The sequence below is a fragment of the Streptomyces sp. NBC_01446 genome (genome assembly GCF_026340095.1).
Taxonomy (GTDB): Bacteria; Actinomycetota; Actinomycetes; order Streptomycetales; family Streptomycetaceae; genus Streptomyces; species Streptomyces aureus.
Genome location: NZ_JAPEPO010000001.1, coordinates 3,988,431 through 4,001,523 on the forward strand (window position 1 = coordinate 3,988,431; position 13,093 = coordinate 4,001,523).

The 13,093-nt window shown below is 70.1% G+C and carries 13 protein-coding genes; 7 read left to right on the forward strand and 6 right to left on the reverse strand.

Annotated elements, in window-relative coordinates; translation table 11 throughout:
- Nucleotides 1–9: 9 nt before the first annotated feature.
- Nucleotides 10–885: a YhjD/YihY/BrkB family envelope integrity protein gene (locus tag OG456_RS17860; RefSeq protein ID WP_266562158.1), complete on the forward strand. Its 876-nt coding sequence runs from the start codon at nucleotides 10–12 to the stop codon at nucleotides 883–885.
- A gap of 42 nt (nucleotides 886–927) precedes the next feature.
- Nucleotides 928–1,422, forward strand: coding sequence for an LURP-one-related/scramblase family protein (locus OG456_RS17865; RefSeq protein ID WP_266562159.1), 495 nt, complete (start codon nucleotides 928–930; stop codon nucleotides 1,420–1,422).
- Between the two features lie 69 nt (nucleotides 1,423–1,491).
- Here the strand turns inward: OG456_RS17865 and OG456_RS17870 are convergent, their stop codons facing one another.
- Nucleotides 1,492–2,289 (reverse strand): carbon-nitrogen family hydrolase, encoded by a 798-nt coding sequence (locus OG456_RS17870; protein ID WP_266562160.1) that lies wholly within the window; start codon nucleotides 2,287–2,289, stop codon nucleotides 1,492–1,494.
- 178 nt (nucleotides 2,290–2,467) lie between these two features.
- Here OG456_RS17870 and OG456_RS17875 point away from each other — a divergent pair, with 178 nt between their 5' ends.
- Nucleotides 2,468–3,292: a maleylpyruvate isomerase family mycothiol-dependent enzyme gene (locus OG456_RS17875; protein ID WP_266562162.1), complete on the forward strand. Its 825-nt coding sequence runs from the start codon at nucleotides 2,468–2,470 to the stop codon at nucleotides 3,290–3,292.
- A gap of 195 nt (nucleotides 3,293–3,487) precedes the next feature.
- Here OG456_RS17875 and OG456_RS17880 read toward each other — a convergent pair whose 3' ends face one another.
- Both OG456_RS17880 and OG456_RS17885 read right to left on the reverse strand, forming a co-directional pair.
- A complete protein-coding gene (locus OG456_RS17880; RefSeq protein WP_266562164.1) occupies nucleotides 3,488–4,795 on the reverse strand; it encodes a nitrate/nitrite transporter in 1,308 nt (435 codons plus the stop codon).
- Nucleotides 4,792–5,460 carry a GntR family transcriptional regulator gene (locus OG456_RS17885; RefSeq protein WP_266562166.1) on the reverse strand — a complete coding sequence of 223 codons (669 nt, stop codon included), beginning with the start codon at nucleotides 5,458–5,460 and terminating at the stop codon, nucleotides 4,792–4,794. Before OG456_RS17885 ends, OG456_RS17880 begins: the two co-directional genes overlap by 4 nt.
- Before the next feature lie 197 nt (nucleotides 5,461–5,657).
- Here OG456_RS17885 and OG456_RS17890 point away from each other — a divergent pair, with 197 nt between their 5' ends.
- Nucleotides 5,658–6,551: a D-alanyl-D-alanine carboxypeptidase family protein gene (locus OG456_RS17890; protein ID WP_266562168.1), complete on the forward strand. Its 894-nt coding sequence runs from the start codon at nucleotides 5,658–5,660 to the stop codon at nucleotides 6,549–6,551.
- 325 nt (nucleotides 6,552–6,876) lie between these two features.
- Here the strand turns inward: OG456_RS17890 and OG456_RS17895 are convergent, their stop codons facing one another.
- Genes OG456_RS17895 through pdhA form a run of 3 tightly spaced genes read right to left on the reverse strand, consistent with a single transcriptional unit; the run spans nucleotide 6,877 to nucleotide 10,464 of the window.
- Nucleotides 6,877–8,292, reverse strand: coding sequence for a dihydrolipoamide acetyltransferase family protein (locus OG456_RS17895; protein ID WP_266562170.1), 1,416 nt, complete (start codon nucleotides 8,290–8,292; stop codon nucleotides 6,877–6,879).
- A 10-nt stretch (nucleotides 8,293–8,302) separates the two neighbouring features.
- Nucleotides 8,303–9,283, reverse strand: coding sequence for an alpha-ketoacid dehydrogenase subunit beta (locus OG456_RS17900; RefSeq protein WP_266562171.1), 981 nt, complete (start codon nucleotides 9,281–9,283; stop codon nucleotides 8,303–8,305).
- Nucleotides 9,284–9,285: 2 nt separating this feature from the next.
- Entirely contained in the window at nucleotides 9,286–10,464 is a 1,179-nt protein-coding gene (gene pdhA, locus OG456_RS17905; RefSeq protein WP_266562173.1) for a pyruvate dehydrogenase (acetyl-transferring) E1 component subunit alpha, read from the reverse strand.
- A 389-nt stretch (nucleotides 10,465–10,853) separates the two neighbouring features.
- On the opposite strand from pdhA, the gene OG456_RS17910 reads away from it, so the two are divergent.
- The 3 genes from OG456_RS17910 (at nucleotide 10,854) to OG456_RS17920 (ending at nucleotide 13,089) form a co-directional block, all read left to right on the forward strand.
- Nucleotides 10,854–11,516, forward strand: a complete 663-nt coding sequence (locus tag OG456_RS17910) for a response regulator transcription factor (RefSeq protein WP_266562175.1) — start codon at nucleotides 10,854–10,856, stop codon at nucleotides 11,514–11,516.
- A 74-nt stretch (nucleotides 11,517–11,590) separates the two neighbouring features.
- On the forward strand, nucleotides 11,591–12,043 hold the full coding sequence (locus OG456_RS17915) for a pyridoxamine 5'-phosphate oxidase family protein (RefSeq protein ID WP_266562177.1): 453 nt from the start codon (nucleotides 11,591–11,593) through the stop codon (nucleotides 12,041–12,043).
- A 35-nt stretch (nucleotides 12,044–12,078) separates the two neighbouring features.
- Nucleotides 12,079–13,089, forward strand: coding sequence for a phosphotransferase (locus tag OG456_RS17920; RefSeq protein WP_266562179.1), 1,011 nt, complete (start codon nucleotides 12,079–12,081; stop codon nucleotides 13,087–13,089).
- Nucleotides 13,090–13,093 lie beyond the last annotated feature (4 nt).

The following is a 13,093-nucleotide window of genomic DNA, read 5'->3' on the forward strand; positions in this document are numbered from 1 at the left end:
TTGGCAGCTATGACGGACGACAGTTCACGAAGCGACCCCCCCGGCAAGCTGACCAGGGTCGCGCGGTGGGGCGCCGGGCGGGCCGCCGAACTGCGCGAACGGCTGCCGTTCATCACAAACCTGACCCGGCAGATGGTCGACGTGAGCCTCCTGGACTCCTCGACCCGGCTCGCCGCACAGGCTTTTCTGACGGCGATCCCGGTGTTCATCGCCATCGCCGCGTTCGCCCCGCCGTCCGTACGCGACCAGCTCGTCGACTCGGCCACCTACGCGCTCGGGCTCTCCGGGGCGTCCCTCGACGAGGTCCGGCTGGCGTTCGGGACGACCGACGACCCCACTCGCGAGACCTCCGGGAGCATCGGCATCGTCATCACGCTGGTGTCGGCGACCGCGTGCAGCCGCGCCCTGCAACGCGTGTGCGAGCGCTCCTGGCACCTGCCTCCGGCGGGCCTGCGCCTCATCGCGTGGCGGTGGGTGGTGTGGCTCCTGGTGTGGCTGGCCGCCCTCGTGGTCCAGGGGCTGGTGCGCGACGGGTTCGGAGCGGGTGCCTGGCTCGGCCTGCCCCTGTCGTGCGTGTCGAGCATCCTGCTGTGGTGGTGGACGCAGCATCTGCTGCTCGGCAGCCGGGTGGCGTGGCTCCCACTGCTGCCGGGCGCCGTCCTGACCGGCGTCGGCGTGGTCGTCCTGGCCTGGGCGTCGCGCTTCTACATGCCGCGCACGCTGAACCGTTCCCTGGCCGCGTTCGGCCCCCTCGGCATGGTGTTCACCGTGCTGTCGTGGCTCATCGTGCTGTTCACGGTCGTCTGCGTGGGGATCGCCACGGGATACGTCCTCGCCCATGAACGGCCCCTCGCACGCCGGCTCGGGACACCGCCGCCCGGGTGACCGGCGCGAGTCCTCACGCCCGGGCTGGGCACCCTTCGACGTATGAGATACGAAGTTCGAGAGCGGCTCTTCGCGGTGGGCGAGGACTACTGGATCGAGGACGAGCAGGGCCACAAGGCCTTCCTCGTCGACGGAAAGGCGATGCGCCTGCGGGACACCTTCGAGCTGAAGGGGCCCGACGGGCGGGTGCTCATCGACATCCACGAGAAGATGTTCGCCCTGCGCGACACGATGGTCATCGAGCGCGGCGACGAGGCCCTCGCCAAGATCAAGCGCAAGCGCCTGTCGCTGCTGCGCAACCACTACCGGGTCGAACTGGCCGACGGCACCGAGCTCGACGTCAGCGGAAAGATCCTGGACCGCGAGTTCGTCGTCGAGTACGACGGCGAGATGCTCGCCCACATCTCGCGCCGCTGGCTCCGGGTCCGTGACACGTACGGCGTCGACGTCATCCGTGAGGACGCGGACCCGGCGCTGCTCATCGCCATCGCGGTGTGCGTGATCCATCTGGCGGAGAAGGAGCGGGGCGACGACTGACAAGTGACGGCTGACGGCTGACAGATGACGGCGAGCGACGGGCGGCAGACGGCAGAGGCATGCGGTCCCTCACCGCCGAGGCGGCTCCAGCCCCAGTCGCCGGTCCTTGAGCGCCGGGAACCGCTCGCGGGTCGCGGCGACGCCCGCCGCGTCGAACTCGACGGTGAGGACCTCCTCGTCGGCGCCCGCCTCCGCGACGATCTGGCCCCACGGATCGACGACGACGCTGTGTCCGGCCTGTGGCACCCCCGCGTGCGTACCGGCGGTGCCGCAGGCCAGTACGTACGCCTGGTTCTCGACGGCGCGCGCCTGGGCGAGCAGCGTCCAGTGCGCGCGGCGCCGCTCGGGCCAGCCGGCGGACACGAGGAGCGTCTCGGCGCCCCGGTCGACGAGGCCCCGGTACAGCTCGGGGAAGCGCAGGTCGTAGCAGGTGGTGACGCCGAGGACGGTTTCCGGCAGGCGTACGGTGACGAGTTCTTCGCCCGCGCCCATCAGCACGGCCTCGCCCTTGTCGAAGCCGAAGCGGTGGATCTTGCGGTAGGCGGCGGCGAGTTCGCCGTCCGGGGAGAAGACGAGCGCGGTGTTGTAGAGCGGCCCGTCCGGGTCGCGTTCAGGGATCGTGCCCGCGTGCAGCCAGACGCCGGCGTCGCTCGCGGCCTTCGCCATCGCCTCGTACGTCGGGCCCTCCAGGGGCTCCGCCTCGGCCGCGAAGGCCTCGTAGGCGAAGGCGCCGGTGGTCCACAGCTCGGGGAGGACGACGAGGTCGGCGGACCCGGCTTGTTCCCGCACCATCGAAGCGGCCCGCAGCCGACGGGAATTGGGCGATTCGTCATCATCTACACGGATCTGGATGAGCGAGGCGCGCACACTACCACCGTCCTGGCATTCGAGCCGTCTACACAGGCCTACGATCGTCACACGAAAGCACTGCCGGGGTGACTGCCAGCAGCGTACTGTGCATTTCCGGGGGTTCCCCCCGGACCCCCGCAGACGCGTTCCAAGACACCCAATGCCCGCGCCACAACCGCCCGAGGGGTCCCGTTCCGTGAGTCTCCACCCCAGTCTTCAGTCCTACGCCGATGCCTGGACCCATTCCATCGAAGCGATATCCGAGCTGGTGACGCCCCTGGTGGAGGGCGAATGGAACCGGGCCACGCCATGCCCCGGCTGGTCGGTGCGGGACATCGTGTCCCATGTCATCGGCCTCGACTGCGAGATGCTCGGCGACCCGCGGCCCATCCACACCCTGCCGCGCGACCTGTACCACGTACAGAACGATCACCAGCGGTACATGGAGATGCAGGTCGACGTGCGGCGCCACCACACGGCGCCCGAGATGACGTCCGAGCTGGAGTACACGATCATCCGGCGCTCCCGGCAGCTGCGCAACGAGTCGCGTGAGCCGGGCGCGATGGTGCGCGGGCCGCTCGGCACGGAGGAGACCCTCGAATTCGCCATGCGCAAGCGGGCGTTCGACGTGTGGGTACACGAGCAGGACCTGCGCGTGGCCGTCGGCCGGCCGGGCAACCTCGACTCCCCGGGCGCGTACGTCACGCGCGACATGCTGCTCGCCGTTCTGCCGAAGGTCGTCGCGAAGGACGCGTCCGCGCCCGCGAACTCGGCGGTGGTCTTCGACGTGCACGGACCGGTCGAGTTCCTGCGCACGGTGCGTGTCGACGCGGACGGGCGCGGCACGATCGACGGCGCCCCGTCGCTGGGTCCGGCCGCGACGCTCTCCCTCGACTGGGAGACCTACGTCAAGCTGGCCTGCGGCCGCGTGACGCCCGACGCGGTGTCCGACCGGATCAAGACGGAGGGCGACCTGGACCTCGCCCAGGCGATCCTGAACTCGCTGGCCACAACGCCGTAGCCCTTACGGGGGCCAGGACCGCGGAGCGGACGGGAAAGGCCCCGGTGCCGGAGACGGCAACCGGGGCCCGTCGCTTACGCGGGTACGACTTACGCGGGTACGTCATACGCGGGTACGGCTTACGCAGGTACGGCTCAGGACGGGTACGCCTCAGACCGGTCACGTCTCAGCGGAGAAGCCTCACGCGGGAACCGCTTACGCGGGCACGTGCACCGTCTCCACCCGGCTCGCCACCAGGCGCTCCCGCTCCCTGCGGTCCGCGCGCCGGCGCAGCCGCAGGATCTGACTCACCCCGAGCGCCTCCAGGACGAACACCGCGGAGAACGCGATGCGGTAGTTGTCGCCGGTCGCATCCAGCAGAACCCCGACCGCGAACAGCGTCGTCATCGACGCGACGAACCCGCCCATGTTGACGATCCCCGACGCGGTCCCCTGCCGCTCCGGCGGGTTCGCCGGACGCGCGAAGTCGAACCCGAGCATGGACGCGGGCCCGCACGCCCCGAGCACGACACACAGCATGACGAGCAGCCAAATCGGCGCGTGTTCCCCCGGGTAGGCGATCGTCACGGCCCACATCAGCGCCGTTCCGGCGACCGTCCCGAGCGCGAGCGGCAGCCGGGCCGTGTGGTGCCGGGCCACGATCTGCCCGTAGACGAGCCCGATCAGCATGTTGGACAGCACGACGAGGGTGAGCAGTTCACCGGCGGTCCCGCGCGAGAGGCCCTGCGCCTCGACCAGGAACGGCAGGCCCCACAGCAACAGGAACACCATCGCCGGGAACTGCGTCGTGAAGTGGACCCACAGGCCGAGCCGTGTGCCCGGCTCACGCCAGGACGCGAGGATCTGTCCGCGCACGAAGGCCCCGCCGGTGTGCCGCACGGGCTCCGGCTCGAAGCCTTCGGGGTGGTCCTTGAGGAAGAGCAGCATCAGGACGAGCACGACGACTCCGGCGAGCGCGCTGCCGGCGAACGCGGCTTCCCAGCCGACGCCGTGCAGCAGCCGCGCGATCACGAGGGTCGACACGAGGTTGCCTGCCATGCCGACGAGGCCCGCGAGCTGCGCGACCAGCGGCCCGCGCCGGGCGGGGAACCAGCGCGTGCCGAGCCGCAGCACGCTGATGAACGTCATCGCGTCGCCGCAGCCGAGCAGTGCGCGCGAGACGAGGGCCGTCCCGTACGAGGGCGAGAACGCGAAGCCGAGCTGGCCGATGGTGAAGAGGACGACACCGATCGTCAGGACGCGCTTGGTGCCGAGCCGGTCGACCATCAGGCCGACGGGTATCTGCATGCCCGCGTAGACGAGCAGCTGGAGGATCGAGAACGTGGACAGCGCCGAGGCGTTGATGTGGAAACGCTCGACGGCGTCGAGGCCCGCGACGCCCAGCGAGGTCCGGAAGATGACGGCGACGAAGTAGACGGCGACGCCGATGGACCAGACGCCCATGGCCCTGCGGCCGCCGGGCGGATCCCCGGGCAGCGACGCGGTGCCGGCGGAGCTGCTCATCGGACCTCGCCCCGCGCCAGGTTCGAGAACCAGCCGACGTGGCGGCGGACGACGGCGACGGCCGCCTCGGCGTCGCCCGCGCGCAGCGCGTCGAGGATCTCCTCGTGCTCGGTGAGCGTCTTGGCGATCCGGTCCGGGTGCGAGTGCATCACGGCGACGCCCATTCTCAGCTGGCGGTCACGCAGCTGGTCGTAGAGGCGGGAGAGGATCGCGTTGCCTCCGCTGCGCACGATCTCGGCGTGGAAGCAGCGGTCGGTGCTGGCCGCGTCCGCGAACTCGCCGGCGGCGGCCTGGGCCTGCTGGAGCGAGAGCAGCTCCTCCAGGCGGGCGATCAGGCTCGCGGGCGCGGGGACCGCCTTGCGTACGGAGTGCTCCTCGACGAGGAGGCGGGTCTCGACGACGTCCGCGATCTCCTGCGCGGAGACGGCCAGGACCAGGGCGCCCTTCTTCGGGTAGAGCTTGAGCAGCCCCTCGACCTCCAGCTTGAGCAGCGCCTCGCGCACCGGGGTGCGGGACACCCCTACCGCCTCGGCGAGCTCGCCCTCGGTGAGCAACGTCCCGCCCTCGTAGCGGCGTTCGAGGACGCTGCGCTTGACGTGGTCGTAGACGCGGTCGGCCGCTGGTGGTCGCTTGACGGCGGTGGGGGACGGGGGCACTGAAGACATGCGCACATCATAGATACAACACGTACGCATCACCGGAGGCCGTCCAGGATGCGGACGCAGCACCCCGAAACGACGGTCGCCGCGCTCTCGCCACAAATACTCCGCATCCCGGCACATCCATCTGGCACGCTCATGAGTCTCTTCACCGAGCGGCACCCTCATGTGGCCGCATTCCAGGGGCATTTGGAGCGTTCAACTTGAAAACCCGCATTAAGCGCATTCGCCGCGTATCCGCCGCCGCCACCGTGACCGCCGGTGCGGTCCTGGCGAGCGGGGTCTTCGCCACCTCCGCGCAGGCGGCCACGCTGCCCACCCCCACGATCGTCGCCAAGGGCGGCTACGTGATGAACAACGGGACCGGTACGAGCCTGTTCACCAAGGCCGCCGACACCCGCCGTTCCACCGGCTCCACCACCAAGATCATGACCGCGAAGGTCGTCCTGGCGCAGTCGAACCTGAACCTGGACTCCAAGGTCACCATCCAGAAGGCGTACAGCGACTACATCGTCGCGAAGAGCGCGTCGTCGGCCCGCCTGATCGTCGGCGACAAGGTCACCGTCCGCCAGCTCCTGTACGGGCTCATGCTCCCGTCCGGCTGCGACGCCGCGTACGCGCTGGCCGACAAATTCGGCTCCGGCAGCACGCGCGCCGCCCGCGTGAAGTCCTTCATCGGCAAGATGAACAAGGCCGCCACCGACATGGGCCTGAAGAACACGCACTTCGACTCGTTCGACGGCATCGGCAGCGGCTCGAACTACTCGACGCCGCGCGACCTGACGAAGATCGCGTCCTCGGCGATGAAGAACTCCACGTTCCGCTCGGTCGTCAAGACGACGTCGACGAAGCAGAAGGTCACCACGAAGAGCGGCGGCTACCGCTACATGTCGTGGTCCAACACGAACAACCTGCTCGGCAGCTACTCCGGCACCATCGGCGTGAAGACCGGCTCGGGCCCCGAGGCCAAGTACTGCCTGGTCTTCGCCGCCACCCGCAACGGCAAGACGGTCATCGGCACCGTCCTCGCCTCCTCCTCCGTCACGAACCGCACGGCGGACGCGAAGAAGCTCATGGACTACGGCTTCAAGAAGTAACCCGCATACCAAAGGGGGCCTGCCGCGGATTCGCGGCAGGCCCCCTTTGTCGTTCCCGCCCCCGACGCAGAACACGCCCACAGATGCGTTGAGCCCGTAACGGCACCCCTGCCCACGTGCCGAACGGCCGCACCATGACAACCACGTTGCCAACGTGGCGCGGGGGGAACGGCCCAAATGGGTGATCAGGCAGGTGGGCACCAAGGTCTGTGCGCCGAACCGCGCTCGGCAAGCCACCCGGTGAGCGCGGCCCCGGCCGGGCGGCTAGCCCCAGGGGTACGCGACACGGGGCCGCACCCCTCAGGGGCGGCCCCGTGTCGTTCGCTCACGCCCAGGTGATCAATCGCTTCGGCTGCTCAAGAATCGCCGCTACGTCCGCCAGCACCTTCGAGCCCAGTTCCCCGTCCACCAGGCGGTGGTCGAAGGAGAGGGCCAGGGTGGTGACCTGGCGGGGCTTCACCTTGCCCTTGTGGACCCAGGGCTGGAGCTTGATCGCGCCTACGGCGAGGATCGCGGGCTCGCCCGGGTTCAGGATCGGGGTGCCCGTGTCGACACCGAAGACTCCGACGTTCGTGATCGTCACCGTGCCGCCCTGCATGGCACCCGGCGATGTCTTGCCCTCGCGGGCCGTCGACACCAACTCGCCCAGTGCCGTCGCCAGTTCGGGCAGGGTTTTGGCGTGCGCGTCCTTGATGTTCGGCACGATCAGACCGCGCGGTGTGGCGGCGGCGATGCCCAGGTTCACGTAGTGCTTCCGGACGATCTCCTGGGCGGCCTCGTCCCAGGCGGCGCTGATCTCGGGGTTCCGCTTGATCGCGACGAGCAGGGCCTTGGCGACGAGCAGCAGCGGGTTGACCCGCAGCCCCTGCATCTCCTTGTCGGCCTTGAGCTCCTCGACGAGCTTCATCGTCCGCGTCACGTCGACCGTCACGAACTCGGTGACGTGCGGCGCGGTGAAGGCGGAGCCCACCATCGCGGCCGCGGTCGCCTTGCGTACGCCCTTGACGGGGATGCGGGTCTCGCGGACGCCGTCCTGGACGCCGGCCGACGCGGCGGCGACCGGCTCCTGCGACTGTGCCTGGACCTGAACCTGTGCCTGTACCTGCGTCACGACCGGCTCGGGAGCCGGGGCGACGGCCGCGTGCACGTCCTCGCGGGTGATGACGCCGTCAGGACCGGACGGCGTGAGCGAGGCGAGGTCGACACCCAGATCCTTGGCCAGCTTGCGCACGGGCGGCTTGGCGAGCGGGCGCCCGTTCCCCTTCGCCAGAGCTTCCGGCGCGGGCGCGGGCGCGGGCTGCGTGACCGCCGGGGGGGCCGCCACCACGTCGCCCTTGCGCGGGCGGCGCTTCGTCGACGCCTCGGAAACCCCGTACCCCACAAGCACCGGCTGCCGCCTCTGAGGCGCGGGCTCGGGCTCGGGCGCCGTGGGCTCCGGCAGCGAAACGGGCGCGGGGGCAGCGGCCGCGGAACCGGATCCGCCCGCGACGTCCACCGCGATGATCACCTGCCCCACATCCACCGTCGTCCCCTCGGGGAAGCGCAGCTCGCGCACCACACCGTTGAACGGGATCGGCAGCTCGACGGCCGCCTTCGCCGTCTCCACCTCGCACACGACCTGCCCGTCGGTGACCGCGTCACCCGGCTGGACGTACCACTTGAGGATCTCGGCCTCGGTGAGTCCCTCGCCCACGTCGGGCATCTTGAACTCGGCCAGCGCAGCGTCTGTCATCGTCGTCACGGCCCTCTCCTCAGTACGCCAGCGAGCGGTCGACGGCATCGAGCACCCGGTCGAGGCCCGGCAGGTACTCATCCTCGAGGCGCGCCGGCGGGTACGGCACGTGATAGCCGCCGACCCGCAGCACGGGCGCCTCCAGATGGTAGAAGCAGCGCTCGGTGATCCGCGCGGCGATCTCCGCGCCCGTACCGAGGAAGACCGGGGCCTCGTGCACCACGACGAGCCGGCGGGTCTTCTCGACGGACTTCTGCACCGCGTCGAAGTCGATCGGCGACATGGAGCGCAGGTCGAGGACCTCCAGGGACTTGCCCTCCTCCTGGGCGGCCGCGGCCACCTCCAGGCAGACCTTCACCATCGGCCCGTACGCGACGAGCGTCAGATCCGTGCCCTCGCGCACCGTGCGCGCGCCGTGCAGGGGCCCGGGGATCGCCTCGGTGTCGACCTCGCCCTTGTCCCAGTAGCGCCGCTTCGGCTCGAAGAAGATCACCGGGTCGTCGCTCTGGATGGCCTGCTGCATCATCCAGTACGCGTCCGACGAGTTCGACGGGGAGACCACCTTCAGGCCCGCCACGTGCGCGAACAGCGCCTCCGGCGACTCCGAGTGGTGCTCGACCGCGCCGATGCCGCCGCCGTACGGGATCCGCACGACGACCGGCAGCTTGATCTTGCCGAGCGCGCGGGCGTGCATCTTCGCGAGCTGCGTGACGATCTGGTCGTACGCGGGGAAGACGAAACCGTCGAACTGGATCTCCACGACCGGCCGGTACCCGCGCAGCGCGAGGCCGATCGCCGTGCCGACGATGCCGGACTCGGCAAGCGGGGTGTCGATGACCCGGTCCTCGCCGAAGTCCTTCTGCAGCCCGTCCGTGACGCGGAAGACGCCGCCGAGCTTGCCGACGTCCTCACCCATGATGAGGACCTTGGGGTCGGTGTCGAGCGCCACGCGCAGCGACTCGTTGATCGCTTTCGCGAGCGGAAGCTTCTGTACCGCCATGATCAGTTGCCTCCCTCGGCATCGGAGAACGACGCCTGGTAGGCGGCGAACTGGGCACGCTCCTCGTCGACGAGCGAGTGCCCGTCCGCGTACGCGTTCTCGAAGATGGCCATCCGGTCCGGGTCCGGCATGGCCCGCACGACCTCGCGCACTCGAAGACCCAACGCTTCGCTCTCGGCCTCGAGTTCCGCGAAGAATCCCTCGTCCGTGTCAGTTTCGGACTCGAGATACGCGCGCAGGCGCAGGATCGGGTCCTTCGCCTCCCACGCCTCGCGCTCCTCGTCGGCCCGGTACTTCGACGGGTCGTCGGAGGTGGTGTGCGCGCCCATGCGGTACGTGAACGCCTCGACCAGCGTCGGCCCCTCACCCCTGCGGGCCCGCTCCAGGGCCCACTTGGTGACGGCCAGGCAGGCCAGCACGTCGTTGCCGTCGACGCGGACGCCGGGGAAGCCGTAGCCCTGCGCGCGCTGGTAGAGCGGCACCCGGGTCTGCTTCTCGGTCGGCTCCGAGATCGCCCACTGGTTGTTCTGGCAGAAGAACACGACGGGCGCGTTGTAGACCGCGGAGAACGTGAACGACTCGGCGACGTCGCCCTGGCTGGAGGCGCCGTCACCGAAGTACGCGATCACCGCACTGTCCGCGCCGTCCTTGGCGACGCCCATGGCGTAGCCCGTGGCGTGCAGCGTCTGCGAGCCGATGACGATCGTGTACAGGTGGAAGTTGTTGCTGTTCGGGTCCCAGCCTCCGTTGTTCACGCCGCGGAACATGCCGAGCAGGTTCGTCGGATCGACGCCCCTGCACCAGGCGACGCCGTGCTCGCGGTAGGTGGGGAAGACGTAGTCGTCGTCGCGCGTGGCGCGGCCCGAGCCGATCTGCGCGGCCTCCTGGCCGAGCAGCGAGGCCCACAGGCCCAGCTCGCCCTGTCGCTGCAGCGACGTGGCCTCCGCGTCGAAGCGGCGGGTGAGGACCATGTCGCGGTACAGGCCGCGCAGCTCGTCGGCCGTGATGTCCTCGACGAACGCGGCGTACTCGGCGTGCGCGGGGTCCTCCACGCGCCGGCCCTCGGGGCTCAACAGCTGAACGAGGTCGGGCGCTCCCGCCCCCGGGGACTTCTTCGCAGACTTTTTCGCAGCGGTGCGCTTGCGCGGCGTACGCGCGGCGGCATTGCTGTCCACGGTCACGTGTGCTCCTCCGTCGGTCCGGCCCCCGGGTTCGCCGGGAAAGCCTGGGGGTCTCCCCCCGGCCTTTTGAGGGCCTGGGGAAGGCTCGCCTGATCCGTCCTGCGCACGGGGTGGGTGCGACTCGGCCGGGTAAAGGCGTGACAGGTGTCCCGGCGAGCGCCCTGCACCCTGCACGTTACCCAGTGCCCCACATATCTGCGAAACCCCATCTGACCTGCGATTTTGCTTGGATATCCAAGTAAATCGAGCAACTGCGGAACACTCGCTGGTCAGACGCGGTCAAAGCACTGTTCGGAGCACCGGTCACAAGCCTGGCAAGCGGCCGGAACACGGGCACGTTATCCCGGTCACCTCGGGCACGGGAAGAGCCAGTATGTGAGACTGGCCGCGTGTCCGAAGACGGAAAAATTCGCGTATTTCTACTCGACGACCATGAAGTCGTACGCCGTGGAGTGCACGAGATGCTCTCCACGGAGGCGGACATCGAGGTCGTCGGAGAGGCCGGCACGGCAGCCGACGCCATGGTCCGCATCCCCGCCACGCGCCCCGACGTCGCCGTCCTGGATGTGCGGCTCCCGGACGGCAGCGGCGTCGAGGTGTGCCGCGAGATCCGGTCCCAGGACGAGTCGATCAAGTGCCTGATGCTGACCTCGTTCGCCGACGACGAGGCACTCTTCGACGCGATCATGGCGGGCGCATCCGGCTACGTACTGAAGGCCATCAGGGGGAACGAACTCCTGAACGCGGTCCGCGACGTCGCCGCCGGGAAGTCCCTGCTCGACCCCGTCGCCACCGCCCGCGTCCTCGAAAGGCTCCGCGACGGCGGCCGCGGCAAGGAGGACGACCGGCTCGCGAACCTGACCGACCAGGAGCGCAAGATCCTCGACCTGATCGGCGAGGGCCTGACCAACCGGGTCATCGGGGAGCGCCTCCACCTCGCCGAGAAAACGATCAAGAATTACGTGTCCAGCCTGCTGTCGAAACTGGGCATGAAACGCCGCTCGCAGGCCGCCGCGTATGTGGCACGGCTGCAGGCCGAGAAGCACCACTGAATTCGGGACCTCCGTCCCTTTCACACGGGGCCGGGGCCTCTTTGCGGGACGCTTCCGCCGGCGCACCTGGAAACATGCCCTCCGAATTCCAGGAAGACCGTGCCCGGGAGAAGCGCGCCGTCGAGCTGATCGACAGCGTGGACCACGGCCGGGTGGCGACCAGCATGCGCGCGCTCCCCTTCCTCGCCCCGGCCCGCCACATCGTGGCGGACGGCCGGGTCGTCCTGCGGCTGCACAAGGGCTACGGCTACCACCGGGCCTGCGCCGGCAGCGTCGTCGCGTACGGCGCCGACAACCTGAACCACGGCGGCCCCGCCGACGGCCACTGGTCGGTCCAGTTCGCCGGCACCTGCGAGGCCGTCGAACCGGCCCCCGGCGAACTCGACCTGTTCGGCCCCACGCCCCGCTTCGTCGACGGGGAGCCCTTCGACCTCGTCCATCCGCGGATCGAGCCCCAGTTCGTCACCGCGCACGAACCGACGGCCGGCGCCCGTCATCCGAAGCGGCCCTTTCACCACGTTCTGTAGCCACCCACTACCCAGGGTGCCCTAACATCTGGCGCGTGCCGCGCTCATCTGCTCACTCCGCCCCACCTCTCCGCGCCCTGCTGCGGCAGTACGACGCCGGCTCACCGCTGGCCTGCGAACCCGTCGACCAGGGCCTGCTCAACCGCGGCTACCGGCTCGCCACCACGCACGGCCGCTACTTCCTCAAGCACCACTTCGACCCGGAGACCGCCGACCCGGCCGCCATCGCCCGCCAGCACCGCGCCACCGAGCGCCTGGCCGCACTCGGCGTCCCCGTCGCCCCGCCCCTGCCCGCCGCCGACGGCCGCACCGTCACCGTCATCAGCGGCGCCAGCTACGCCCTGCACCCCTGGGTCGAGGGCCGCCACCGCAGCGGCGCCCAGCTCACGGCGGCCCAGTGCCGCACGCTCGGGGCGCTCCTGGGACTCGTACACGCGTGTCTGGAGCAGGTCATGGGGGCCGCGCCTGCGCGCGGGCGGGCCAGCGCCGATCCCGCGGACACTCTTGAGCTCATCGACACGCTGCTGGCGCGGGTGCGCCGCCATCGGCCGCACGACGCGTTCGACGAGCTGGCGCGGCACCGCCTCGTGGAGCGCCGCGCACTCCTGGAGTCCTGCGCGGGGCGCCGACCTCCGCAGGCCTCGGCGACCGGCTGGGTGCACGGGGACTTCCACCCGTTCAACCTGCTCTACCAAGGGGGCGTACCGGCCGCGATCGTCGACTGGGACCGGCTCGGGGTGCAGCCGCGCGCCGAGGAGGCCGTACGCGCCGCCGTGATCTTCTTCGTGCGTCCCGTCGGCACCCTCGACCTGCCGAAGGTGCGGGCCTACGCACGCGCGTACCGCCGCGCCTCGGGAGCCGGGGCGGACGAACTCGCGGCCGCCGTCCACCGCGTGTGGTGGGAGCGGCTCAACGACTTCTGGATACTGCGCTGGCGCTACGAACGCGGCGACCACCGCGCCGACCCCCAGTTCCCCGCGGCGTCGGCGCTCGCCGTGTGGTGGACAAACGAGTATGGGGCGGTGCGGGACGCGTTCGCCGAGTGACCGG